Genomic DNA, 25351 nt, shown 5'->3' with positions numbered 1-25351 from the left:
GCTTAGTTGCCCTCCAGTGCCGTCGGGGCACTCGTGCCCGGCTGATTCTGACGTCGGTCGAATTCGTTGCCGAGCTGACCGACGTTACCTGCGGTGCGCAGGGATTGAATGTAGGTGTCGTAGTCAGCCTGGGAGACGACCTTGACGTTGAAGAGCATGAGTGAGTGGTATTCGCCACAGAGCTCGGCACACTTGCCCGCGTAGGTGCCGATGCGCTGCGGGGTGACCGACATGTAGTTGGTCTTGCCGGGAATAACGTCTTTCTTGTACAGGAAATCGATCACCCAGAACGAGTGGATGACGTCCCGAGATTCCAAGGCAATCTCAATGGTCTTATCAACCGGAAGCACGAGCACGGGGAGTTCGGACTGGTTGATCGCACCGGTTTCGCCGTTCGGATCGAGCTGGCCCTGGATTCCGGGCGAGTACACGTCTTCATCGACATAGTTGAAGTCCCAGGCCCACTGCTTGGCTTGAACTTCAATCGTCACGTCGGGATTGTCGTAGCGTGCCTCTACGGCGATCTGGTCGCGCACGGTGAAGGCGAAGAAACCGACGACCAGAATGAGCGGAACGATGGTGTAGAAGATCTCGATCGGCATGTTGTACCGCAGCTGCACCGGAAGCCCGGTCTGGCCCTTGCGTCGTCGATAGACGACGATCGTCCAGATGATGAGGCCCCAGGTGATGAGGCCGACGACAAGGAGCACGATCCACGAGGTGGTCCAGAGACCCGCAATGCGATCGGTGTGATTGGTCACCGCCGTTTCGCCCTCTTGTTCAAAACCGGGCAGGAAACCATGGAGCTGGGCTTGCGTGCATCCGGCCAGTACAACGGCTAACGTCGCTGCGAGCGGAATGGCAGCCCAACGAAGGCGGTGGTTATTGCGCACCGGGGACCTTTCGGGAGATTCGAGGACGCTTCTCAGGAAGCGTTTTGATCGATTCCTAGCCTACTCCGCGAGAGTGCACACGAAGTGCACTACGGGTCGGGTCGCACACGAATTGTGCGCCTGAAAGCCCGCTCTCGGGGCAAATCCGGGCGAATCCGGTGCAGATTGGGCAGAAAAAAAGCGGGGACACCATCAAAGTGATGATGTCCCCGCCGGTCGAGCTTCTTTAGTGGAAGGAGTCCCCGCAGGCACAACTGCCGCCGGCGTTCGGGTTGTCGATGGTGAAACCCTGCTTCTCAATCGTGTCTTCGAAGCTGATCGAGGCGCCCTCGAGATAGGGAACGCTCATCTTGTCGACAACGACCTCGACACCGTCGAAATCGACGAGGGCATCCCCCTCGAGCACGCGTTCGTCGAAGTAGAGCTGGTAAATGAGGCCGGAGCAACCGCCGGGCTGAACGGCGACGCGCAGCCGCAGATCTTCGCGACCTTCCTGAGCCAACAGGCTGCGCACCTTGAGCGCGGCCGCCTCGGTAAGTCCCACGCCGTGTGCGGCGTGGGCGGCGTCAGCAGGCGCGGTGTCAGCAACGCTGACGGTTTCTGTCATGGTGTCGGTCATGCTTCTCCTCGGTTCACGCAGTCACGCACAGTGCGATCTCATAGACGACGGTGTATTAAATTCTACCTTCGACAACCAAAAAGTCGACGGGGTCATTCCCACGCTCTCACATTTCTTTGGACGTCGGCAGTTGACCGGGCGCTTACTCAGTGTCCGCTGCGCTCGTTCAGGCTGCCCAGGAGGAACGCTTCACTGAGTACGGCCCGTTTGAACACGCCGAGGTGTAATGACTCATTCGGACTGTGGGCCCGGGAGTCAGGGTCTTCCACTCCGGTCACCAGAATCTGGGCTGCCGGAAAGACCCGCACCAGGTCGGCTATGAACGGGATCGATCCACCGACGCCAATGTCGACCGGGGGAACGCCCCAGGCAGCCGTCATGGCGGATCGTGCCTCGGTCACGGCCCAGCCGCTGGTATCGACGAGGAAGGGCTCACCGGTATCCACATCGTCGATCTCGACAAGCGCACCAAATGGCGTGTGCTCGCGCACGTGCGCCTCGATCGCTGCGGCGGCTTCCACTGCGGACTGGCCCGGAGCGATCCGAGTGCTGATCCGAACACTGACGGCCGGGGTGAGCGTGTTGGATGCATTGTCGACACTGGGGGCGTCGATCCCGGTGACGGTAAGCGCCGGCTGCGACCAGATTCGGCTGAGAATGGAGCCGTGTCCGATCGGGGTGACGCCGGGGAGCAGTCCGGTCTCGGCGCGCAGTTGCTCCTCGGAATAGTCCGGCGTGGGCACGTCGATGCTGGTCAGGCCGGCCACAGCGACGGAACCATCGTCGCCATACATGGTCGCGAGCAGTTTGATCGTGGCGAGCATGGCGTCGGGTACCGCTCCCCCGAACATTCCGGAGTGCGAGGCGTGGGCGAGTGTGCGCACGGTCAGGCGCAGGGTGACGTTGCCGCGCAGGGCCGTCGTGATGGCCGGCGTGTTGATGTCCCAGTTGTTGGAGTCGGCCACCACGATGACGTCGCCGCGCAGCGCCTCGCGGTTCTCGTCGAGGAAGGTGGCGAAGGATCGGCTGCCGAACTCTTCTTCTCCCTCGATGAACAGCGCAAGCCCGAGGTCGAAGTCCGGGCCGACGGCTGCGACCAGCGCACGGATGGACGCGATGTGCGCCATCACGCCGGCCTTATCGTCGGCGGCGCCGCGTCCATAGAGGCGGTCGCCGCGCACGGTCGGTGTGAATGGGTCCGATTCCCAGTCCTCATCCTTTCCGGGAGGCTGCACGTCGTGGTGGGCGTAGAGCAGCACGGTCGGTCGGCCGTTGCGCGCCGGGCGAGAGGCCAGAATGGCCGGCTGGCCCAGTTCGGTGCCGCCGGGGATACCGGCCTGCACGATGTCGATGGACTCGAACACGTCGAGTCCACGCACCAGGGCGGCGACGGCATCGGCGCTGGCAGCGACCTGGGCGCGGTCGAAGGCGGCCCAGGAAACCGACGGAATGCGCACTAGCGCGCAGAGGTCGGCAATCGTGCTGGGTAGCCCCAATTCGACGGCGGTGCGGAGGACGTCTTGCGCCCCCGAATCGGTGGGTGAAGCTGGGGCCGAGCCGTGCGTCGCGTCGGCCGAGTGGGAATTTGTCTGTGGGTTACCAGTCATACGGGTAATCTTAAGGCACCCAATTGCAAGGATTTGATGTGGCTAAGACTCCCGTAAACCCCGACGCCCAGCCGTCGACTGAAAGTTCCGACGAGACCGCAGCGCGCCTCGGTCTGACAAACACTGCCGGCAAGGGTCAGGCGACCCCCACCCGCAAGAAGCAGGAAGCGGCCAACAAGCGCCCGCTGGTGCCGGACGACCGCAAGCTCGCAGCGAAGCAGGCACGTGCCAAGTCGACCGCCGCGCGGGATGTCGCTCGGGCCGGCATGGCCGCCGGTATCGACAAGTACCTGCCGCTGCGGGAACGCGGTCTGCAGAAACGGTATGCCCGCGATTACGTCGATGCGCGGTTCAATGTCGGGGAGCTCATGATCCCGATCATGTTCCTGGTCATCCTCCTCACGACGATCCCGAGCATCTCGAGCTACTCGATCATCGCCCTGTGGGCGTTCTTCATTTTCGCGGTGATCGACTGCGTCGTGCTCGGCTTCGTACTCACCAAGAAGATCGAGGCCAAGTTCGGCTCTGACAAGGCCGAACGCGTGCGCTGGTACGCGGCTATGCGCGCGCTCCAGCTGCGCCCGATGCGGCTGCCCAAGCCGCAGGTTAAGCGTCGCCAGTACCCGATCTAACGCGCCAGACCCAGCGGGCGGCTTCGGCGCTTACCTTGCGAAGGCGCCCGCTCGGATCAGCGGCACACGCACTTCCTCATCGGTGAGGGAACCGTGTTGCCCGATCATGCCGCGTGCCCTCTGGTTCGCCGGTCGGGAGTCGTAGTACGCGATGGACTTACGGGCGGCGACCAGCACGTCACCGATGCGAGGCAGGACCTCGTCGGCGACCCGGCCGTACAGTCCGGCTGCCACGGCTTCGTCGCGGGTGTAGACCCAGGCACGATCCCCCTGAGACGCCCGCCAGGCATCCGCCAGCGTGTTAGCGCCATTCGAGTCAAACTCGGCCGCTGACCGCCGCGGCTCGAGGTAGAGCTGCACGCAGCGCGGGTCCCCCGCGATGTGCCGCACGTTGGCGACAAGCGCCGGTTCGGTATCGAACAGAACGTGCCTGGTACTCGGCACGTCGATCACACCATGGTCGGCGGTGAGCAGCATGCCCTCGTCAGAGCGCAGAGTGGCAGCGAACCGGGTCACCTCGGAGTCGAGGTTTTCGAGCTGGGCCAGCCACCGATCGGACTCCCATCCGTGCGCGTGCGCTGCCACGTCGAGCTCGGCCACGTAGAGGTAGATCAGGGCGGTGGGATTCTCATTCAGAATGCTGCGGGCCGCCGCGAAGCGATCGGCCACCGTCTCGGCCGGAACGTACTGGGCGCCGCGCAGCACAGCCTGGGTGAAGCCGGAGACCACGAACCGTTTAGGCCCGATGGCGAAGCTTGGCACGTTGTCGTCGGTGGCCAGGTCGAAGACGGTCCGGGCTCGTTGCCAGGTGCGCGGCTGCATCCCGTCGTCCCAGCCGGTGAGCTGGTTGACGACGCGGTCGTTTGCCCCGTCGAGCACCTGGTAGCCGACCAGCCCGTGCTGGCCCGGTTCCACGCCGGTGGTGAGCGTCGCGATTCCCGCGGCGGTCGTCGCGGGGAAGACCCCGTCGATGATGCTCGATTTGTTGAGCCGCGAGGACAGGAATCGTGCGTGCCCGGCCCTTGCCCGGATCGAGCTGACGCCGAGCCCATCGGCCAGAATCACGACCGCTTTGCGCACGGCCGGCAGGCCCAGAGGGTTCGGCCGGGCGCAGACGGCGTCGAGGGAACTGGTGAGAACATCGGCAAGGCGCAGAGCACTGAATTGGCGGGCCGGTAGCATTGTGGGCATCGGGTCTCATTCTTTCACAGGGACGAACCCGAGCCCTCCAGCGCTCCCGAGAGCGCTCCCTACGCAGTGCAGCGGCGACCGGTTCGATCGGTTGCCGTCGCACGCTTGAAGCAGAAGTTTTCAATGATCCGTTCAGACATCACCCCACCCGCCGCCAGCACCGCCAGTACCGAGCGCATCGAAGACGTCGATGTGTCGGTGGAGATGCAGGGGTCGTTCCTCGAATACGCCTATTCGGTGATCTACTCCCGGGCCCTGCCCGATGCCCGTGACGGTCTCAAACCGGTGCAGCGTCGCATCCTGTATCAGATGAGCGAAATGGGATTGCGCCCCGACAAGGGCCACGTGAAGAGCGCCCGGGTCGTCGGCGAGGTGATGGGCAAGCTGCACCCGCACGGCGACACGGCCATCTACGACGCCCTCGTGCGTATGGCGCAGTCTTTCTCACTGCGGGTTCCGCTCGTCGACGGCCACGGCAACTTCGGCTCGCTCGATGACGGGCCGGCAGCGCCCCGCTACACGGAAGCCCGTCTGGCGGCACCCGCTCTCGCGATGACCGAGAACCTCGACGAAGACGTCGTGGATTTCGTGCCGAACTACGACAACCAGCTCACCCAGCCCGACGTGCTGCCGGCCGCCTATCCCAACCTGCTCGTCAACGGCACGAGCGGCATCGCCGTCGGGATGGCCACCAACATGGCACCGCACAACCTGATCGAGGTCGTCGGGGCCGCCCGGCACCTGCTCGCTCACCCGAACGCAACCCTCGACGACGTCATGGAATTCGTGCCTGGTCCTGACCTGCCGACCGGTGGCACCATCGTGGGACTGGCCGGCATCAAGGACGCCTACAGCACCGGCCGCGGCAGCTTCAAGACGCGCGCCCGCGTCTCGGTCGAGTCGATCAGTGCTCGCAAGACCGGACTCGTCGTGACCGAACTCCCCTACCTGGTCGGCCCGGAAAAGGTGATCGAGAAGATCAAGGATGGTGTCAACTCCAAGAAGCTCAGCGGTATCTCGGATGTCACCGATCTCACCGACCGTACCAAGGGACTGCGTCTGGTCATCGGTATCAAGACCGGTTTCAGTCCCGATGCCGTGCTCGAGCAGCTCTACCGGTACACCCCGCTGGAAGACTCGTTCAACATCAACGCTGTCGCCCTGGTCAACGGTGCACCGCAGACGCTGGGATTGCTCGAACTGCTGCACGTCTACGTCAACCACCGCATCGAGGTCGTCACCCGGCGATCAGCCTATCGCCTGGCCCGGCGCAGGGAACGCCTGCACCTCGTGCTTGGCCTGCTAGTGGCGATCCTCGACATCGACGAGGTCATCCAGGTGATCCGCGCGAGCGACGACACCGAGCAGGCCCGCGCCAAACTGATCGACGTGTTCGACCTCAGCCAGATTCAGGCCGAATACATTCTCGAACTGCGGCTGCGGCGCCTCACCAAGTTCTCCCGCATCGAGCTCGAATCCGAACGTGACCAGTTGCTCGCTGAAATCGCGAAACTCGAGAAACTGCTGTCCTCGAAAGCCGCAATCCGCACGCTGGTGTCGGAGGAACTGGGCGCGGTAGCCGAGAAGTTCGGGACCCCGCGCCGTACCGTGCTCACCGAGGCCAAGCCGAGCATTGCCGGCCTGTCAGTGGCTGCTGCCAAACGCCAGGCGGCCGTACTCGAAGTGCAGGACATCCCCACGCGCGTGTTTCTGAGCGTGACCGGGCGCATCGCCCGGGTCGATCTGCTCGCTGTCGACGATTCGCTGCCGCCGCGGATCCAGCCACCGCAGCGCCGAAGCAAACACGATGCCGTTCTCTCGACTCTCGACACAACCAGCCGCACCGAGGTGGGCGCAGTGACCAACCGGGGGCGGCTCATCCGCTTCTCGCCGGTGGACCTGCCCGTGATGCCGCCGACGTCGATCCAGCTGGCCGCCGGGGTGCGCATCAGCGAATATCTGATGCTGACCGATAAGAAGGAGCGAGTGCTCGCGATCGTCTCGCTGGACTCCGATCGGGCGATCGCGCTCGGCACCCGTCAGGGCGTCGTGAAGCGGGTGACTCCCGGCGACTGGGCCAACAGGCCCGACTTCGACATCATCGCCCTCAAACCCAAGGATGAGGTGGTCGGTGCGGTGCAGGGCGCAGAGGACGACGACCTCGTCTTCATCACGACGGATGCGCAGCTGCTGCGCTTCACCGCCGCTGGTGTGCGGCCGCAGGGCCGAGCGGCCGGCGGTATGGCCGGCATCAAGCTGACCGCGGGGGAAACCGTCGTGTTCTTCACCAGCCTGTCAGCCGAGGACGTGGGAACGGCCGTCGTGGCCACCGTGGCGTCGAGCAGTCAGACGCTTCCAGGCACCGACCCGGGCAGCGCGAAGCAGAGCGATTTCTCGGAGTATCCGGCCAAGGGCCGTGCCACCGGCGGTGTTCGCGCCCAGCGCTTCCTCAAGGGTGAGGACACCCTCGCGGTGGCCTGGGTGGGCCGAGCCCCGGCCCGTGCCGTCGGTCCCGACGGTACCCCCCGCACCCTGCCCGACTCCGGTTCCCGCCGGGACGCCTCTGGAGTCATGCTCGACGCGTCAATCGGAGCCATCGGCACCGAAATCTAAGCCCGCACACCTCGTGGCACGCGTTGGAGAACGCGGCACTGGTTTGAACACGTGCCGGCTTCTCAAACACGGGCCACGAGGGCGCTGGGACGCCTCAGACGTCGATGCGATCGCGGGACAGTTTGTCGGAGCTGTCGATGATGAACTCCTTGCGCGGGGCGACATCGTTGCCCATGAGCAGCTCGAAGACCTTGCCGGCGGCTTCGGCGTCGTCGACGCGTACGCGCCGCAGGGTGCGGTGGGCACGTTCCATAGTGGTGGTCGCGAGCTGGTCGGCATCCATTTCGCCGAGGCCCTTGTAGCGCTGGATCGGGTCCTGATACCGACGATTCTTCTTCTCGAGGGCGCTCAGCACCCCGTGCAGCTCGGTTTCGGAGTAGGTGTAGATGGTCTCGTTGGGCTTCGAGCCCGGGTTCATGACGACGACCCGGTGCAGCGGCGGTACTGCGGCGAAGACCCGGCCCTCGGTGATCATGGGGCGCATGTAGCGAAAGAACAGGGTGAGCAGCAGGGTACGAATATGGGCGCCGTCGACGTCGGCGTCGCTCATGATGATGACTTTGCCGTAGCGGGCCGCTGACAGGTCGAAACTGCGACCGGAGCCGGCCCCGATCACCTGGATGATCGACGCGCACTCCGTATTGGACAACATGTCGGCGACGGACGCCTTCTGCACGTTCAGAATCTTGCCGCGAATCGGAAGCAACGCCTGGTGCTCGCTGTCGCGGGCGAGCTTGGCCGTGCCCAGGGCCGAGTCCCCCTCCACGATGAACAACTCACTGGTTGACACGTCGTTGCTGCGGCAGTCGACCAGCTTGGCCGGCAGCGACGAACTTTCCAGCGCGTTCTTGCGCCGCTGAGTCTCCTTGTGCGCCCGGGCTGAGATGCGCGATTTCATCTCGGCGACGATCTTGTCGAGCAGCAGCGTTGACTGGGTCTTGTCGTCGCGTTTCGGCGAGGCGTACCGCTCCGCCATGGCCTTGGCGACGATGTTGGCGACGATCGCCCGCACCGCGGGAGTGCCGAGCACTTCCTTGGTCTGGCCCTCAAACTGCGGCTCGGGCAGGCGCACCGTGAGTACGGCGGTGAGGCCTGCCATCACGTCGTCCTTGTCCAGCTTGTCGTTGCCGACCTTGAGACGCCGGGCGTTCAGTTCGACCTGGCCGCGCAGGAACTTCAGCAGCCCGGCGTCGAAACCGGCCTGGTGGGTGCCGCCCTTGGGCGTGGCGATGATATTGACGAAGCTCTGCACGATCGTGTCGTAGCCGGTGCCCCAGCGGAGGGCGATGTCCACCTGGCAGTCGCGCGTGAGCTCGGTCGGCACCATGGCGCCCTTGTCGGTGAGGACCGGAACGGTTTCAGTGAAGGTGCCGTTGCCGGTGAGCCGCCAGGTATCGGTGATCGGGGCATCCGTCGCGAGGTGCTCGACGAATTCGCTGATGCCGCCGTCGAACTGGAACAGGCTGGTGACGGGCTCCTCGGTGCGACGGTCGGCCACCTCGATCGCGAGGCCGGGAACGAGGAACGCCGTCTGGCGGGCTCGGCTCAACACCTCGTCGGTCTGGAACGCTGCACCCTTGGTGAAGATCTGCCGGTCAGCCCAGTAGCGGATGCGAGTGCCCGTGACGCCGCGCTTGACCTTGCCGATTACGCGCAGCTCGCTCTGGTTCTCGAACGGAGTGAACGGGGCGTCGGGGCTCTTCTCCCCCGAATCCGCGAACAGGCCGGGTTCACCGCGGTGGAACGACATCGCCCAGGTCTTGCCGTCGCGGTCGACCTCGACGTCGAGGCGTTCGGACAGCGCGTTGACAACGGATGCCCCCACCCCGTGCAGACCACCCGACGCGGCATACGACCCGCTGCCAAACTTTCCGCCGGCGTGCAGTTTGGTGAAGACGACCTCGACACCGGTCAGGCCGGTCTTGGGCTCGATATCCACCGGAATTCCGCGGGCGGTGTCGCGCACCTCGACGCTCTGGTCAGGATACAGCTCGATATTGATGCTGGCACCGTGCCCGCCCAGTGCCTCATCGACGGAGTTGTCGATGATCTCCCAGAGGCAGTGCATCAGTCCACGCGAGTCGGTGGAACCGATATACATGCCGGGGCGTTTACGCACTGCCTCGAGTCCCTCAAGGACTGACAGGTGGCGCGCGGAATAGTCAGAGCTCACAACAACCAAGAATACCGGCCCCGACCGGGAAACTTTCGCGCTGAGCAGGCACGGCGCGGCAGGCAACCCCCCACGACACGTCTACGCGGTGAGCGAAATACCGGCCAATCATCTCGTCATTGGCCCTGCGGCGTGTTTACATTAGATAAGAGGGTCAATGCAATTCAGTCTGGAGGAGGAGAATATGTCCCAGATCGCCACCGAAAATGGTGCTGTAGACAACCAGGGCACCCCCCACCAGCTCACCGCAGCCGACCGCTGCGACGCGTGCGGTGCCCAGGCTTATATCCGTGTCGTCGTGAAGAACAGCGAGCTGCTGTTCTGCGCGCACCACGGTCGCAAGCACCAGGAGAAGCTGGCAACGATTGCCGATAGCTGGCACGACGAATCGAGTCGTCTGCTCGAAGACCAGCGCTCCTAGCTGCTCGTAAGCACTAAAACGGATGCCGCGCCGGCGGCTGGCTCAGGCCAGTCTCCCGGCGCGGTTCTTTCGTCCCCACCGTTTTTCGGGTCTATAGAGCCGCGCTCAGCACGCAGACTTATTCGGCGTCCTGGCCCAGCCGCACGGCCACCTCGTTGCGGGCCGTCCGCGCGGTGTCGTCGACGGATTCGGCCGTCGCGGCGCGCGCATACTCGAGATCGTGGCGACTGAAGGCTGCCTGCAGCAGGTGGTCAGCGAGTGCCGGATTGCGAGCAAGAACGGGCCCGTGCAGGTGGGTGCAGAACACCTCACCCATGGTCAGTCCCTCAATCTGAGGTCCGCTCGCCGGGGCAGCGGCATTGCCGGTTCCGTACAGCACTCGGCCGAGCGGGCTGGCTTCAGCACCGATATAGTCGCGGGCGTTGTTTTCAAACCCGATCAGCCGCCCATATTTTGAGGCGACGATGATGTCGTCGGTCGCGCGTGAAGCGCGTGGCACGGCGTGGCCTGCTACGAGGCCGAGTCCTTCCAGCACGCTGCCGTTGGGGAGGTCGATCCCCCAGCTCAGCAGTTCCCACCCGGTGCCGACGGCCAGGATGGGCACGCCGGAATTGGACCAGAGGCGCAGTTCCTCCACCAGGGTACGCAGGGCGTCCCTGGCAGGCAGAAGTCCGGCATCCGTTCCCGAACCGATCGACACGGCATCCACGTCCTCGGGCAGGTCGGCCTGGGAATGCACGTCGACCACCCGCGCGTCGCGCCCGCCCCACCGAACGCGCTGCGCGAGCACTCGGGCATTGCCGGCATCACCGTTCGTGTTCAGCAGGCGCGGCAGCAGCGAGACGACCGTGAACGGCCGGTCCAGCGAAGTGGCGGTCATACCGGTTCCTCAGTGTTGGAGACGAGGCCGAGGTGCGAGCGGGTGCGCCGCATTCCGTCGGCGGAGAAGATGATGGTTTTCACCCCGGAGACGGGATCGGGCAGGGCCAGGAACGCGTCGAGAGCGGTCGGGACATCGGGCTCGATGCGGTCGACGGAGACGTCGTCGTAGGCCAGCTGCAAGGCGATATCGTGCGCCTTGAGCCCGGAGGCGATGAGTACGTGGCCGAGCCCGGAGGTGTCCACCGGCCAGAAGTATGACGGATCACGCACATCGGAGCCGATGATCACCAAAATCTGCTCGGTTCCCGATTCGAGACTGTCCACGTTGAGCTGAAAACTCGACGGGTTCTGCACGAGCACAAACTCAATTGTTTTGCCGCCAACGGTGACGACCTCGCCGCGTCCGAACACGGCCGGCATGGCCGACAGCGCCGTGCAGGCTATCGCCGGATCGAAGAGATCGCCGAGGGTCGACTGGGCCGTGCTCAGCGCGGTCAGCGCGTCGACGGCGTAGTGGATGCCGCGGGCCGGCAAGCGGATGCTGTGAACGCCGGTGGCAAACTGCACGTCGGCGTCCCGGCCGGCTACCCGGGTGAGCTGGAGCCCGGTTCCTACTGGCAGGCGAATCGGTGCGGTGTCGGCGTAACCGAGTCCGCGTGGATACTGAGCGAGAACCTCGGCAGTCACACCATAGCGGGCTACCGAAACGCCGGGTTCGAGATCGTGACCGAGATCGGCCAGGTAGCGGTCGTCAGCGTTGAGTACGACCGACTCCGTAGCCCGTGCAGCGATTTTCGCGAGCAGGGCGGCGACCATTTCAGAGTCGTGGAAGCGGTCGATCTGGTCCACCATGACGTTGGTCAGGGCGACGACCCGCGGAGTCAGCGACCCGGCGATGAACGCGCCGTGTCCCTCATCCATTTCAAGCACGGCAACGTCGCCGGCAATCCGACCGGACAGGCTGACCTGTTCCAGAAGGGCGCTGGTCAGCCCCTGGCTGATGTTGGCCGTCGACTGGTTGGTGAACACGGACAGGCCGTGCGCGCGCAGAACGGCGACGAGCATCTTGGTCGTGGTTGATTTGCCACTGGACCCGGTCACGATCACCAGGCCGAGCGGAAACCCGTTCAGCGTCGCGGCCAGAAAGCCCGGGGCGATGCGGTTGACGACGACGCCGGGAATGGCCGAGCCACCGCCCGGTTTGCGCCAGCGCGCAAGCAGCCGAACGGCCCGACCGATGAGAATCGCGGGGGCGTAGCGAAGAGAACTCACGAACCGCACAACGCAGTCCGGGTAGGACCTGTCACTGTCACGTTTACTCGAGGTAGTCGCGCAGGGACTGCGACCGGGACGGGTGTCGAAGCTTGGCCATCGTCTTGGACTCGATCTGACGGATGCGCTCACGCGTGACCCCGAAGGTGTCGCCAATCTGGTCGAGCGTTTTCGGCATGCCGTCGCCGAGGCCGAAGCGCATGCGAATCACACCGGCTTCGCGCTCGGACAGCGAGTCGAGCAGGCTCTCCAGCTGCTTCTGCAGCATGGTGAAACCCACGGCATCGGCAGGCACGACGGCTTCGGTGTCTTCGATGAGGTCACCGAATTCGCTGTCACCGTCTTCACCGAGCGGGGTGTGCAGCGAGATGGGCTCGCGACCGTACTTCTGAACCTCGACGACCTTTTCAGGCGTCATGTCGAGTTCGCGGCTGAGCTCTTCCGGGGTGGGTTCGCGACCGAGGTCCTGCAGCATCTGGCGCTGCACACGGGCGAGCTTGTTGATGACCTCGACCATGTGCACCGGAATACGAATGGTGCGAGCCTGGTCGGCCATGGCCCGGGTGATGGCCTGGCGGATCCACCAGGTGGCGTAGGTGCTGAACTTGAAGCCCTTGGTGTAGTCGAATTTCTCGACCGCACGAATGAGACCCAGGTTGCCTTCCTGGATCAGGTCGAGGAACTGCATTCCGCGACCGGTGTACCGCTTGGCGAGCGACACGACGAGGCGCAGGTTGGCACCGAGGAGGTGGCTCTTGGCCCGGGCGCCGTCTTTGGCGACCCACTGCAGCTCACGGCCGAGGGCATTCTTTTTCTCGACATCCGTCATCTCCGACAGCTTGTCTTCGGCGAACAGGCCGGCTTCGATGCGCATAGCGAGTTCGACCTCTTCAGCCGCGTTCAGCAGGGCGACTTTACCGATCTGCTTGAGGTAGTCCTTGACCGGGTCGGCCGTGGCACCGGTGATGGCGCTGGAATAGACCGGGACCTCGTCGTCATCGTCAACCAGGGAGAGTACGAGGGCGCCGCTGGGGAGCGGCTCGGCCGATGCCGTGCGCTTGGTGCTCTCCTCGTCTGACTCGTCGTCGTCGGCTTCGGAACCGCCGTCAACGTCGGCTTCATCGTCTTTCTTGACGACCTTCGCCTTGGTCGCGCGCTTCTTCGGGGCCGGCTTCTCGGCCGCCAAACCGGCGGCCGCGGACTTCTTCGTCGCTGCGGCCTCGACTGTTGCTGCCTTTGCGGCTGCAGCCTTGGTGACGGTCTTCTTGACCGGCGGTACTACCGGAGTCGTGACGGACTCGTCGGTCACGTCGGTCTTGACGGTGGTTGCCATTCGAACACCTCTCATGCGGAGTCGTACCTGCGTCTGTGCGACCGGTGACGGTGCCAGATGCGTTTTTGGGCAGAACTTGGACCCATGTCAAGTCCCGGGATGCCCACGCCAAAATGATTTCGGCGTGCCCCGGACCAGAACGGGTCCTAGAAATAATTATTGCACGGTTTGTCTGGACGACAAGCCACGACACGTACTACGATCGTTCGTTACGCCGTTTCCAGGCGCGTGATAGTGCAACCCAGATCGGTGCGACTTCTATTCCCTCGTCGCGGGAGAGCTGGCGTCTGGTGCGCCGCCTGGCGTGCACGAGAAAGCCGATGCCGATTCCGACGACCAGATACTGCACCGTGAATGCCACCCGAAATGCGTCGAGCGCGTACAGGTCGCTCGCTGCTCCCCCGGCCACGCGCCATCCGTTCTGCAGGTCGAGCAGCAGCCCGATCAGGTACATCATGACGAAGCTCGCGGTGAAGCCACCGACATTGACGACGCCGTTGGCCGAGCCCAGGCTGCGCTGCGGATTGAAGGTGCGCGCGAAATCGAAGCCGATCAGCGAGCCCGGCCCGCCGATGCCGAGCACGACCAGCAGCAGCACAATGCTCCAGAGCGGTGGAACGCCGGGCCAGAGCAGCACGGTCGCCCAGGCGATTCCGATGCCGGTCACGATGCCGAGCACGATATTGCTGCGGCGCAGTGGGTAGCGTGCGGTCAGCAGTCCGAGGATCGGCCCGAACACGAGGCCGGCGCCGACCAACACGGTCAGCATTCCGGCGGCGAACGCCGGTTCGTAGCCGAGGCCGAAGACCATGAAGGGATAGCCCCAGAGCAAACTGAAGACCGTGCCGGAAGACTGCGTCACGTAGTGCGACCAGAATCCGAGCTGGGTGCCCGGGCGCCGAAAACTGTGTCGCAGCTGGATCAGCGCGATACTGAGGCTATTGGCACGTACGTGCTCGGTGACGTCTCTGGGTCGGTCCTGCACGAAAATGATGACCACGATCAGGGCGATCACGGCTACGGATGCCGCCGAGAGGAAGGCGGGTTCCCAGCCGCTGGTGTGGAGCAGCCAGGCCAGCGGCACCGCGGAGAGTACCTGGCCGAGTTGACCGATGTTGCCCATCCACTGGGACAGCAGGGGGACGATGCGACCGCTGAACCAGGAACTGATCAGGCGGATCATCGAGATGAAAATGGTCGCGTCGCCCGCGCCGACGAGAATGCGCCCCACAATGGCGAGGGTGATATCCGGTGCCACGGCCAGGGTGATCTGACCGGTGACCATCAGGGCGGTGCCGGTGATCATGAGCACCCGTGGGCCGTACCGGTCGATCAACACGCCGACCGGAATTTGCGCAGCGGCGTAGACGATGAGCTGCACGACGGCCAGGCTCGAGAGGATGGCAGCGGAGCCGCCGAAACGTTCCGTGGCGGCGACCCCGGCGATACCCATCGAGGTGCGCTGCAGCACGGCAGACAGATACGCGAACGACCCGATGATAAAGATCAGGGTGGATCGACGGGAGTTCACTCGATCAAACCTATCGCGTTCCTGACCGGCAGGTCAGGCCTGCCAGTTGCGCCTAGTTGGCAGCTCCGTCATCACGACTGCGGCGCAGGGCGAGGAAATTCTCGAGTTCGGCAGCGATTTCATCCGCCGACGGCAGCTCGCCGTCCTCGTCGGTGAGCGGCGACCGCAGCGGGCTCCCCTCCATATAGGCGTCGTAGCGCTGCTCCAGGGTGCCCACCAGCTTGGCCAGCTCCGGGTTGTTCTGCACCTGGTCGTCGATGCGCGCCACGAACTCGCGATTGGCTTCACGGAGACGATCGGTCGGAAAAATTAATCCGGTCGATGCGCTCGTGCTTTCCAACGCGGTGAGGGCTGCGGCCGGGAATTCGGTGTCACCGAGATAGTGCGGAATGAGAAGTACATAGCCGACAGTGGAGGCGCCACGTTCTTGCAGGCGGAACTCCAGAAGGTGCAGAACGTTGGCCGCGACCTGCGTGTGCGGACGCCAGACCGATCGGTTCTCGATGAGATCAGATCGGTTGCCACTAACCGTGACACCGATTGGTCGGGTGTGCGGAACGGGCATCGGGATGGCGTGCACCCAGGTTGCCCCGACGACCGTGAAGCGGTCGACGAGCTGCAGCACGGCCGCGGTGAACTGCTCCCAGCGAAAGTCAGGTTCGAAGCCGGTCAGGAACAGGAACGGCTGTCCGATCTCATCGCGGGCCAGATACAACTTCAACACCGGCGGCTGATAATCGGTGAGGTGATCCTGATCGAAGTAGATGATTGGGCGCCGAGCCCGATAGTCCAGCAGGGTGTCGGTGTCGAACGACGCGACGACGGTGTGATCCAGTGTGGTCAGCAGATAGTCGGTGAACTGCGCAACCGCACCACCGGCATCCGCGAAGCCGGTCAGCCCCATGATCAGGTGCAACCCTTGCGGGACGCCAGCGGCGTCGGCGGTGAGTTCGTAGAGCTCCTCGGGGTCTGACATTCCTTAACTCTAATCCGAGGGTCACATTCGTGCTGTGTTTGGGGGCTTTCGACGTCGTGCCCAGAGCGAACAGCCCGGCGACGGCCACGGATAGCATCGAGGTATGACTGTTCCCACCCTGTCCCTGTCCACCGAGTCCGCGCTGGACTCCCCCGCCGACATTCTCATCCTCGCCGCGCTGCAAACGGATGATGGGGTGCAGCTGGTCGCGGACGTCACTCTCGGTGACGACCTGATCGCGTCGGTGGCAACTCAGCTGCCGCTCCTGAACGCAACCGGAGCTCGGGATGAGATCGTGCGTCTGGTGTCGGCTGTCGGCACTCCGCGCAGCATCGCCGTCGTCGGACTGGGACGCGTGCTCACCACCGCAGCCCTGCGTCACGCGGCCGGGTCTGCCGTTCGGCAGCTGACCGGCGCGACCTCGGTCGCCTTCGCTCTGCCCCTGGGCGACGCCGACCAGGTCGAGGCCGTGCTCGAGGGCGCCGCCCTCGGCGGCTACTCCTACACGGCTTACCGCCACAGTTCGCTGGCCGGTACCAAACTGCCGGCCCGAAACGTCCTGGTGCACACCGAGACGCCGGCGGCATCCGCTGTGGAGCGCGCCCAGGTCAGCGCCGAGGCCATGGCCCTGGTCAAGGATCTGGTGAACATGCCGCCGCTCGACCTGTATCCGGCGACGCTGGCTGAGTTGGCGATCGAAGCCGCCAGCGGACTGCCGCTGGCGGTGACGGTCTGGGACGAGCAGCAACTGGCCGCCGACGGGTTCGGCGGCATCGCCGGGGTCGGAGCCGGCTCCACCCGCCCGCCGCGCCTGGTCAAACTCAGCTACACGCCGAGCGGAGCCGGAAAGCACCTCGCCCTGGTCGGCAAGGGCATCACGTTCGACACCGGCGGACTCTCGCTCAAGCCGCCGGCATCCATGGTGGGAATGAAATACGACATGACCGGTGCTGCCACCGTGCTCGCTGTGGTCGTAGCCGCCGCAAAACTCCAGCTTCCGGTGCGGATCACCGCGTGGATGTGCATCGCCGAGAACATGCCGTCCGGTTCGGCCATCCGACCCAACGACGTGCTCCGCATGCGCGGCGGCCGCACCGTCGAGGTGCTCAACACGGATGCCGAGGGCCGACTGGTACTCGCCGACGGCCTCGTCGCGGCCGGCGAAGAACACCCCGACGCCATCATCGACGTCGCGACCCTGACCGGGGCGCAGGTCGTCGCACTGGGCAACCGCTATTTTGGCGCCATGGGCGATGACAATCTCGTGCAACACGTGCTCGCGGCCAGCGCTGCAGCGGGCGAGACGGCCTGGCCGATGCCGTTCCCGGAGGAACTGCGCGCCACCCTCAACTCGGACGTCGCCGACATCGCCAACGCGAAAATCGGCAGCGCGGCCGGCGGTATGCTGCTTGCCGGGGTCTTTTTGAAGGAATTCATCGGAACGGATGCGGCCGGCCAGACCATTCCATGGGCGCACCTAGACATCGCCGGACCGGCCGAGAACTCCGGCGCGGGCTGGGGATTCACCTCTGCCGGCCCTACCGGGGTGTCCGTCCGGGCGCTACTTCGACTGGCCGAGGACTTTTCACGCCCGTAGTACAGTCGTAGGGGCAAGAAAAAGCTTGTCAAACCACGCGGCCGATCAGCATAATCTGTCGGCCGTCGTGACAAAGCGTAATGCGCGAGGGAGTAGCTGAGTGTCGGAACAGAATTTTGACATTGTCGTTCTCGGTGGCGGAAGCGGTGGATACGCAGCAGCGCTGCGTGCCGTGCAGCTGGGATTCACTGTTGGTCTGATCGAGAAGGGCAAACTCGGCGGCACCTGCCTGCACGTCGGTTGCATTCCGACCAAAGCCCTCCTGCACTCGGCTGAAGTTGCCGATGTCAGCCGCGAAGCCGCCAAGTACGGCGTCAAGACCGCGTTCGAGGGCATCGACATCGCTGCAGTCACCGCGTTCCGCGAGGGTATCGTGGCGAGCAAGTACAAGGGATTGCAGGGCCTGGTCAAGGCTCGCGGAATCACGGTGATTGAGGGCGAAGGCCACCTGGTCTCCCCCACGACCGTTCAGGTCGGCGACGACATGATCGTCGGCAAGAACGTCATTCTGGCTACCGGCTCCTACTCTCGCTCGCTGCCCGGGCTCGAGATCGGTGGCCGCGTCATCACGAGCGAAACCGCTCTCGCCCTGGACTACGTTCCCAAGAAGGTCGCTGTGCTCGGCGGCGGCGTCATCGGCGTCGAGTTCGCGAGCGTCTGGAAGTCTTTCGGCGCCGACGTCACGATCATCGAGGCATTGCCGCACCTGGTGCCCAACGAGGAAGAGTCGATCTCCAAGCAGCTCGAGCGTGCCTTCCGCAAGCGCGGTATTGAGTATTCCCTCGGCATCCGCTTTCAGAGTGTCACGCAGTCCGATTCGGGCGTCGTTGTCACGCTCGAGAACGGTGCGACCGTTGAGGCGGACCTGCTCCTCGTGGCCGTCGGCCGCGGCCCGGTCACGGCGGGCCTCGGCTTCGACGAGGTCGGGGTCACTATGGACCGCGGGTTCGTCATCACCGACGAGCGCCTCGCCACGAACATCCCCGGCGTCTACGCCGTGGGCGACATCGTTCCCGGCCTGCAGCTCGCCCACCGTGGCTTCCAGCAGGGCATCTTCGTCGCCGAAGAAATCGCCGGACTGAACCCGATCATCGTCGAAGACGTGAATATCCCCAAGGTCACCTACTGTGACCCCGAGGTTGCCTCCGTCGGGTACAGCGAAGCCAGAGCGGCCGACAAGTTCGGTGCCGACCAGATCGCCACCTACGAGTACAACCTCGGCGGAAACGGCAAGAGCTCGATTCTCGGCACTGCCGGTTCGGTCAAGCTGGTACGCGTCAAGGACGGCCCCATCGTGGGCATCCACATGATCGGCGCTCGCGTCGGTGAGCTCATCGGCGAAGGCCAGCTCGTGGTGAACTGGGAAGCGTACCCGGAGGACATCGCTCCTTTCCTGCACGCCCACCCGACGCAGAACGAAGCGATGGGTGAGGCCTTCCTGGCGCTCGCCGGCAAACCGCTTCACGCGATGTAGTCGGATTCCACAATTTTCATCCATTTTTCAGATAAGCAAACGGTTTTGAAGGAGACATACGCATGAGCGAATCCGTCAGCCTCCCGGCACTCGGAGAGAGTGTCACAGAGGGCACGGTCACCCGCTGGCTCAAGAACGTGGGCGACCGCGTGGAGGTCGACGAGCCGTTGCTCGAGGTATCGACCGACAAGGTGGACACGGAAATCCCGTCCCCGGTCGCCGGCATCATTGAAGCCATCCTGGTGCAGGAAGATGAGACCGTCGAGGTCGGCACCCCCCTCGTCACCATCGGCGACGGATCCGGCGCTGCCGCACCCGTCGCTGAGACACCCGTCGCTGAGGCACCGGTTGCTGAGGCACCGGTTGCTGAGGCACCGGTTGCTGAGGCACCGGTTGCGGAAGCTCCCGTTGCGGAAGCTCCCGCGCCGGTCCCTGCGCCCGAGCCCGTTGCCGCACCAGCGCCCGTTGCGGCACCAGCGGCCGCACCAGCGCCAGTCGCTGCACCAGCACCCGTCGCGGCACCGATGGCTGCACCAGCGCCCGTCGCGGCACCGGTCGCTGCACCAGCACCCGTCGCGGCACCGGTGGCTGCACCAGCGCCCGTTGCGGCAGCACCGGCGCCGGTCGCTGCAGCCCCGGCAGCAGCACCTGCACCTGTCGCTGCCGCCCCGGCGGCACGCGGTTCACACGCCGGCACCAGCGGCTACGTCACACCGATCGTGCGCAAGCTCGCCAACGAAGCCGGTGTTGACCTGGCGACGATCAGCGGCACGGGAGTGGGCGGGCGCATCCGCAAGGAAGACATCGTGCAGGCGGCCTCGGCCGTCGGCACGACCGCTGCCGCACCGGTCGTCGAGGTCTCGCCGCTGCGTGGCACCACCCAGCCGATGTCGCGCCTGCGCAAGGTCGTCGCCGAGCGTGCTGTCATCTCGATGCAGTCATCCGCTCAGCTCACGACCGTGGTCGAGGTCGACGTCACCCGCGTCGCTCTGCTCCGCGACCGGGTCAAGGGCGCTTTCGCTGAGAAGACCGGCAACAAGCTGTCCTTCCTGCCGTTCTTCGCCCTCGCTGCCGCCGAGGCCCTCCGTGCCATCCCGATCGTGAACGCCACGATCGAGGGCGACACGATCGTCTACCCGGCGCAGGAGAACATCAGCATTGCCGTTGACACCGAGCGTGGCCTGCTGACCCCCGTTGTGCGTAACGCCGGGGAACTCGATCTGGCCGGTTTCGCCGCCCAGATCGCAGACCTCGCCGCTCGCACCCGCGACAACAAGCTGAAGCCCGATGAACTGAGTGGCGGAACGTTCACGCTGACCAACACCGGTTCGCGTGGCGCGCTGTTCGACACGCCCGTCGTGTTCCTGCCGCAGAGCGCCATTCTGGGCACTGGCATCGTGTATAAGAAGCCGCTCGTTGTCACCAACGACGGTCTCGACTCGATCGCGATCCGTTCCAGCGTGTACCTCGCGTTGTCCTATGACCACCGCATCATCGACGGAGCGGATGCAGCCCGCTTCCTCACCACGATGAAGGCGCGGCTCGAAGCCGGTGCGTTCGAGGGCAACCTCGGAATCTGACAGCACGAGCCGTCGGACGTTTCGGACTGGGACATCTCAGTAGTCGAAGATCTCACGAAGACGCCAGCCGCCCTCGCCCTTGACCACAAGGACCGAGGCCGGCTGGCTTTTTTGCTGCACGGACGCCGGAGTCAATGCGACCACGGCCAGGTCACCGCTCCGTTCTGCCAGGGACGGCAGGTAGGGCGTGTAGTCGGCGACCTCGTGGCCGGATCCGCCCTGCTGCCGTTCGCGGGCATCATAGCTGTCCGCTGCCAGAATGGCCGAGCCGGTCTGGTCCACGTCGATCAGGCAGACCAGGGATGCGGCGACCAGGCACGCCGCCCGGCGCACGAGGAGCGCCGGCACGGCCGATACCGGGTCATCCCCGGCTATCGCCGCCGCGCCTGCCGCCCGAGCGGCATCCGCGGGGTCAGCGACCGTTGGTACGGGGGTCGTTGGTACGGGGGTTGTTGTTACGGGGGTTGTCGGTACGGGGGTTGTCGGTACGGGGGCCGGAGTGCCCGTGTCCCCTGCACGGTTCCTCGATGTGCCGTCGGCACCCGAAGCGCCGGGTACCGCGCTTTCACCGGTACGGCCCGATACCGGGAGCAGGGTCAGGGCGAGCACAAGAATGCTGGCGCCGCCCAGCGCTGCCACCAGAAGCGGCCGGTGGTGCCCATACAGTCGTTTGCGCAGGGCGTGCGCTACCGCCTTGAGCGGATGCGAGTCGACCACAGAATCAACCACGGTCGAGAACGACCGACGAGGGCGCGCCTGCGGCCGGAGCCGGCGAACGAGGGCAGCTCCCCGAGCGGTGAGGCTGCGCAGGGCGTCGCTACCGACGCCGAATCGCGCGGGTGACGACCTGCCGTCGAACAACCCGTCGATCCTGTCGTTGAACTCATCGTCGAACGTGCCGCCGAACCCGTGATCGGACCCGTGATCGGTCCCGCCCCCGAGTTCGTGGCGGCGGAGTTGCTCCACGGTTACCTGACCAGTCCCCGCTTCGAACGCGCCAGCGTGCACGTTCTGTGCGCGGACCTCCAATCGCTGGGTGAAGCGAAATCCGTCAAGGGGTTCGGCGTCGGCCCAATCGAAAAGGTCATGCTCCAGTGTGCCGAGGACCGAACCGCCCCCTGCCCCGCCAGCTGCACCGTCTGAAGATATCGGGGAAACAGCCGGGTCGATGGCGCGACGGAAGCGCCTCAGCAACGCAGCGCCGCTCTCGCGATGCGTGTCCGTTTCAGCGACGGCCTCGACGAGGGCTTCCGTCACGATAGCCAGGCGTTCGTAGTCGGCGCGGAGCCGCCCCGTCCGTTCCCTGGGGATGTCAGTGAGCCGCGCAACCGCACCGAAACCGGTCACCACCGCCCGGCCGCTGGCATCCAGCAGAATTGTCGCCTGGCTGATGGCCCCGTGCGTGAACCCGGCCGTGTGCAGAGCGCCCAGGGCGACGATGATCGGTGCCAACAGGGTCACGGCTTCGCCGGGAGACAGTCGAGGGTGTTCGACCAGGTACCTGGCCAGGGATCCTCCGGTGAGTCGTTCCAGGACCAGACAAATGCGACCATCGCCGAGCTGCGCAACGTCGAGCAGGCGCACGAGTCCGGGCGCTGCCGCCGAGGTCAGCACGGCAATGTCGAGTTCGATGCTCGTCGACGCGGTGTCGGCGCGGAAGACCTTGAGGGCCACCGCGTTTGCCGCACCGGAATGACCCAGGTAGACCATGGCTCGATCCCCGGTGCCCAGCAAACGGATCACGCGGTGTCCTGCGACAATCCCCTCCGGGTGCATCGGTTCTGTCGCGGCGGAAGCGTCGTCGGGTTCGGGATGTACCGCGCGCTGGCCGGCACTGAACTCGCGTCCTGCTATGTAATCGGCCGAAGTCGGAGGTTGTTCAGAGCGTCGTCTCACCTGCCCATGATCGGCCGCTGGGCCGGCCAGAGCGCTCAGATCCCGCGCTCTCGTGCAGAACGGGCGATCTGCGCCGTTGTGGAGGAGCCGGTCTGGCCCGGTCCGGGTCGCACCGGTGCCGGCTGCGCCCTGGTGCTCGCTGCGCCCAAAATGCCGGCGACGACCCTAGACTGGGCAGATGCTCGACTTTGTCGTCGCGGGGCTAAGCGCCAACTCCGTGCCGTATGTTGAGGGCCTAGAGCTCCAACGCGCAGTCCATCGTTCCGTCGTCGCCCGTGAGCGACCGGACACCGTCCTCTTCCTGGAGCATCCGGCCGTGTATACCGCCGGGAAACGCACCCTGCCGGAGGAACGCCCCGTCGACGACACGCCGGTTATCGACGTCGACCGGGGTGGCAAGATCACCTGGCACGGCCCTGGTCAGCTCGTCGGGTATCCCATTTTGCACCTGGCGGAACCCGTCGACGTCGTCGGCTACGTTCGGTCCCTCGAATCAATCCTGATCGAGGTCCTGATCGACTTCGGGATCGATGCCGTACGCGTTGGGGGACGCTCAGGGGTGTGGGTGGGACCGTCTGGCCACGAAGACAAAATAGCCGCGATCGGAATCCGGGTCGCCCAGGGAGTGACCATGCACGGCTTCGCGCTCAACTGCAGCAACTCGTTGGACGCCTATTCGCGCATCATCGCCTGCGGAATTCGCGATGCCGGGGTGACCACGATGACCCGTGTGCTCGGCCGCAGCGTCGACCCGAGCGACGTGATCGGGCCGATCACGGCGGCCTTCCGCCATGCGGAGAGCCTCAATGCCGCCCCGGTGGCCCCTGAAAACACGACCCCAGCCAGCCTCGACACCGTCAGGACGAACGCATGAGCGCAGTACCCGAAGGCCGCAAACTGCTGAGGCTGGAAATTCGCAACGCGGAAACGCCCATCGAGCGGAAGCCCGCCTGGATCAAGACCGTCGCCAAGATGGGGCCGGAATACCAGAAGCTACAGGCGCTGGTGAAGAGCGAAAACCTGCACACGGTGTGTCAGGAGGCCGGCTGCCCGAATATTTTTGAATGTTGGGAAGATCGCGAAGCGACCTTCCTCATTGGGGGTTCACAGTGCACCCGTCGTTGCGACTTCTGCCAGATCGACACCGGTAAGCCCGCAGACTATGACATGGACGAGCCGCGTCGCGTCGGCGAGTCCGTCGTGTCGATGAACCTGCGCTATGCCACCGTGACCGGCGTCGCCCGCGACGACCTCCCCGATGAGGGTGCCTGGCTCTACGCCGAGACGATTCGTCAGATCCACCAGCAGAGCCCCGGCACCGGTGTCGAGATTCTGGTGCCAGACTTTTCCGGTAATCCGGAGCATCTCGCCCAGGTTTTCGACGCCAAACCCGAGGTCTTCGCCCACAACGTGGAGACCGTGCCCCGCATTTTCAAGCGCATCCGCCCGGCCTTTCGCTATGACCGCTCGCTCGACGTGCTCACCCAGGGCCGCAACGCCGGGCTGATCACCAAGTCCAACCTCATCCTCGGCATGGGCGAAGAGCGCGCAGAAATCACCCAGGCACTGCACGACCTGTATGACGCCGGTACCGACATCATCACTATCACCCAATACCTTCGCCCGAGCACCAGGCATCTTCCGGTCGCCCGCTGGGTGCGCCCTGAGGAATTCGTTGAGCTCAACGAGGAAGCCAAAGAGATCGGTTTTCTCGGCGTTCTCTCCGGTCCGCTGGTGCGTTCGTCCTACCGCGCCGGTCGGCTGTGGGCCCAGTCCATGGTCGCAACGGGTCGCCAGATCCCGGCCGAATTGCGCCAGCTTGCGGATGCCCAACTCGGGTTCGCTCAGGCTGTGTCCTGATGCGAGACACCGGCGAATTCGGTCACGCGGCATTCGAGTGACTGGGTAGTCTTATACCCATGGCACGCAGCAAGGAAAAGTCCCCCAAAAAACCAAAACAGCCCGGCCGCTTGAAGCAAATGTGGCAGGTATTCCAGATGACGAGACGCTACGACTCGAACATCGTCTGGATTCTGGTTTTGGCCTTCGTCGTCCCCGTTCTGATCAGCCTGGCCCTGGCCCTGCTGATCCCGGGGAGCAACGTCTTCACGATGGTGCTCTGGATCGTCGCCGGCGTGCTCGCCGGTATTCTGGCGATGCTCATCATCCTCGGTCGTCGGGCCGAGAAGGCCGCGTATTCGCAGATCGAGGGCCAGCCCGGTGCCGTGGGGGCGGTGCTGCGCAGTTCACTGAAGCGTGGCTGGGTCGGCAGTGAAATGCCGGTAGCGGTCAACGGCAAGACGCAGGATGCGGTCTATCGTGCGGTCGGTCGCGGCGGCGTCGTGCTGATCAGCGAAGGACCCAAAAGTCGCACTGCCCGTATGCTCGACGAAGAAAAGCGCAAGATTGTGCGCATCGGCGGCAACGTCGGCATCACGGTTATTTCCGTCGGACCCGACGAAGATGCCGTGCCGCTGCACAAGCTGGCTCGCCGCCTGACCCGGATCAAGCCCACGCTGACCAAGGCCGAGGTGCTCGCTGTGAACAACCGCCTCAACTCCATGGGCACGAAACTTCCCATTCCCAAGGGCGTCGATCCCATGAAGGCGCGCCCGCAGCGCGGCTGACCCAAGCAGACATTAGAACGGCCGGGCGTCCATC

Annotated in this window: 20 protein-coding genes; 9 read left to right on the top strand and 11 right to left on the bottom strand. The window is 64.9% G+C overall.

The window, feature by feature from the left end; translation table 11 throughout:
• Positions 1–2: 2 nt before the first annotated feature.
• From ctaC to QMF22_RS09215, 3 genes are all read right to left on the bottom strand, one after another.
• Positions 3–893 carry an aa3-type cytochrome oxidase subunit II gene (gene ctaC, locus QMF22_RS09225; protein ID WP_283452762.1) on the bottom strand — a complete coding sequence of 297 codons (891 nt, stop codon included), beginning with the start codon at positions 891–893 and terminating at the stop codon, positions 3–5.
• 226 nt (positions 894–1119) lie between these two features.
• Entirely contained in the window at positions 1120–1500 is a 381-nt protein-coding gene (locus QMF22_RS09220) for a HesB/IscA family protein (protein ID WP_283453422.1), read from the bottom strand.
• A gap of 158 nt (positions 1501–1658) precedes the next feature.
• Positions 1659–3119 (bottom strand): dipeptidase, encoded by a 1461-nt coding sequence (locus QMF22_RS09215; RefSeq protein WP_283452760.1) that lies wholly within the window; start codon positions 3117–3119, stop codon positions 1659–1661.
• A 38-nt stretch (positions 3120–3157) separates the two neighbouring features.
• Between QMF22_RS09215 and QMF22_RS09210 the strand changes: the two genes are divergently transcribed.
• Positions 3158–3751 (top strand): DUF3043 domain-containing protein, encoded by a 594-nt coding sequence (locus QMF22_RS09210; protein WP_283452758.1) that lies wholly within the window; start codon positions 3158–3160, stop codon positions 3749–3751.
• 30 nt (positions 3752–3781) lie between these two features.
• Here QMF22_RS09210 and QMF22_RS09205 read toward each other — a convergent pair whose 3' ends face one another.
• On the bottom strand, positions 3782–4942 hold the full coding sequence (locus QMF22_RS09205; protein ID WP_283452756.1) for an alkaline phosphatase family protein: 1161 nt from the start codon (positions 4940–4942) through the stop codon (positions 3782–3784).
• Between the two features lie 123 nt (positions 4943–5065).
• Between QMF22_RS09205 and QMF22_RS09200 the strand changes: the two genes are divergently transcribed.
• Positions 5066–7555: a DNA gyrase/topoisomerase IV subunit A gene (locus QMF22_RS09200; RefSeq protein WP_283452754.1), complete on the top strand. Its 2490-nt coding sequence runs from the start codon at positions 5066–5068 to the stop codon at positions 7553–7555.
• Between the two features lie 94 nt (positions 7556–7649).
• Here QMF22_RS09200 and QMF22_RS09195 read toward each other — a convergent pair whose 3' ends face one another.
• Positions 7650–9728: a DNA gyrase/topoisomerase IV subunit B gene (locus QMF22_RS09195; protein ID WP_283452752.1), complete on the bottom strand. Its 2079-nt coding sequence runs from the start codon at positions 9726–9728 to the stop codon at positions 7650–7652.
• A 184-nt stretch (positions 9729–9912) separates the two neighbouring features.
• Here QMF22_RS09195 and QMF22_RS09190 point away from each other — a divergent pair, with 184 nt between their 5' ends.
• Positions 9913–10149: a DUF7455 domain-containing protein gene (locus tag QMF22_RS09190; protein ID WP_283452750.1), complete on the top strand. Its 237-nt coding sequence runs from the start codon at positions 9913–9915 to the stop codon at positions 10147–10149.
• 118 nt (positions 10150–10267) lie between these two features.
• Here QMF22_RS09190 and QMF22_RS09185 read toward each other — a convergent pair whose 3' ends face one another.
• The 5 genes from QMF22_RS09185 to QMF22_RS09165 form a co-directional block, all read right to left on the bottom strand.
• Positions 10268–11029, bottom strand: coding sequence for a type 1 glutamine amidotransferase (locus QMF22_RS09185; RefSeq protein WP_283452748.1), 762 nt, complete (start codon positions 11027–11029; stop codon positions 10268–10270).
• A complete protein-coding gene (locus QMF22_RS09180; protein WP_283452746.1) occupies positions 11026–12303 on the bottom strand; it encodes a MurT ligase domain-containing protein in 1278 nt (425 codons plus the stop codon). The genes QMF22_RS09185 and QMF22_RS09180 overlap by 4 nt, the downstream gene beginning before the upstream one ends.
• Positions 12304–12346: 43 nt before the next feature.
• The gene (locus QMF22_RS09175; protein WP_283452744.1) at positions 12347–13636 is read right to left on the bottom strand and encodes an RNA polymerase sigma factor; all 1290 of its coding nucleotides are present in this window, start codon (positions 13634–13636) and stop codon (positions 12347–12349) included.
• A gap of 196 nt (positions 13637–13832) precedes the next feature.
• Positions 13833–15167, bottom strand: a complete 1335-nt coding sequence (locus tag QMF22_RS09170) for an MFS transporter (protein ID WP_283452742.1) — start codon at positions 15165–15167, stop codon at positions 13833–13835.
• Positions 15168–15219: 52 nt separating this feature from the next.
• Entirely contained in the window at positions 15220–16143 is a 924-nt protein-coding gene (locus QMF22_RS09165; RefSeq protein WP_283452740.1) for a proteasome assembly chaperone family protein, read from the bottom strand.
• Between the two features lie 103 nt (positions 16144–16246).
• On the opposite strand from QMF22_RS09165, the gene QMF22_RS09160 reads away from it, so the two are divergent.
• The 3 genes from QMF22_RS09160 to QMF22_RS09150 all read left to right on the top strand — a co-directional run bounded on the left by QMF22_RS09160 (position 16247) and on the right by QMF22_RS09150 (position 20794).
• Entirely contained in the window at positions 16247–17740 is a 1494-nt protein-coding gene (locus QMF22_RS09160; RefSeq protein WP_283452738.1) for a leucyl aminopeptidase, read from the top strand.
• A gap of 100 nt (positions 17741–17840) precedes the next feature.
• Complete coding sequence (lpdA, locus tag QMF22_RS09155; RefSeq protein WP_283452737.1) at positions 17841–19214, top strand: dihydrolipoyl dehydrogenase; 1374 nt, start codon at positions 17841–17843, stop codon at positions 19212–19214.
• Between the two features lie 62 nt (positions 19215–19276).
• Positions 19277–20794, top strand: coding sequence for a 2-oxo acid dehydrogenase subunit E2 (locus QMF22_RS09150; RefSeq protein ID WP_283452736.1), 1518 nt, complete (start codon positions 19277–19279; stop codon positions 20792–20794).
• A 36-nt stretch (positions 20795–20830) separates the two neighbouring features.
• On the opposite strand, the gene QMF22_RS09145 is transcribed toward QMF22_RS09150, so the two are convergent.
• A complete protein-coding gene (locus tag QMF22_RS09145) occupies positions 20831–22537 on the bottom strand; it encodes a protein kinase domain-containing protein (RefSeq protein WP_283452734.1) in 1707 nt (568 codons plus the stop codon).
• Positions 22538–22868: 331 nt separating this feature from the next.
• Here QMF22_RS09145 and lipB point away from each other — a divergent pair, with 331 nt between their 5' ends.
• Genes lipB through QMF22_RS09130 form a run of 3 tightly spaced genes read left to right on the top strand, consistent with a single transcriptional unit; the run spans position 22869 to position 25317 of the window.
• Entirely contained in the window at positions 22869–23564 is a 696-nt protein-coding gene (gene lipB, locus QMF22_RS09140) for a lipoyl(octanoyl) transferase LipB (RefSeq protein ID WP_283452732.1), read from the top strand.
• Positions 23561–24550 carry a lipoyl synthase gene (gene lipA, locus QMF22_RS09135; protein WP_283452729.1) on the top strand — a complete coding sequence of 330 codons (990 nt, stop codon included), beginning with the start codon at positions 23561–23563 and terminating at the stop codon, positions 24548–24550. The genes lipB and lipA overlap by 4 nt, the downstream gene beginning before the upstream one ends.
• A 59-nt stretch (positions 24551–24609) precedes the next feature.
• On the top strand, positions 24610–25317 hold the full coding sequence (locus QMF22_RS09130) for a DUF4191 domain-containing protein (protein WP_283452727.1): 708 nt from the start codon (positions 24610–24612) through the stop codon (positions 25315–25317).
• Positions 25318–25351: the final 34 nt, after the last annotated feature.

The organism is Cryobacterium sp. PH31-L1, from assembly GCF_030063145.1.
Classification (GTDB): domain Bacteria; phylum Actinomycetota; class Actinomycetes; order Actinomycetales; family Microbacteriaceae; genus Cryobacterium.
The sequence above is the reverse complement of the archived record's forward strand: the minus strand, read 5'-3'. Positions and strand labels throughout refer to the sequence as shown.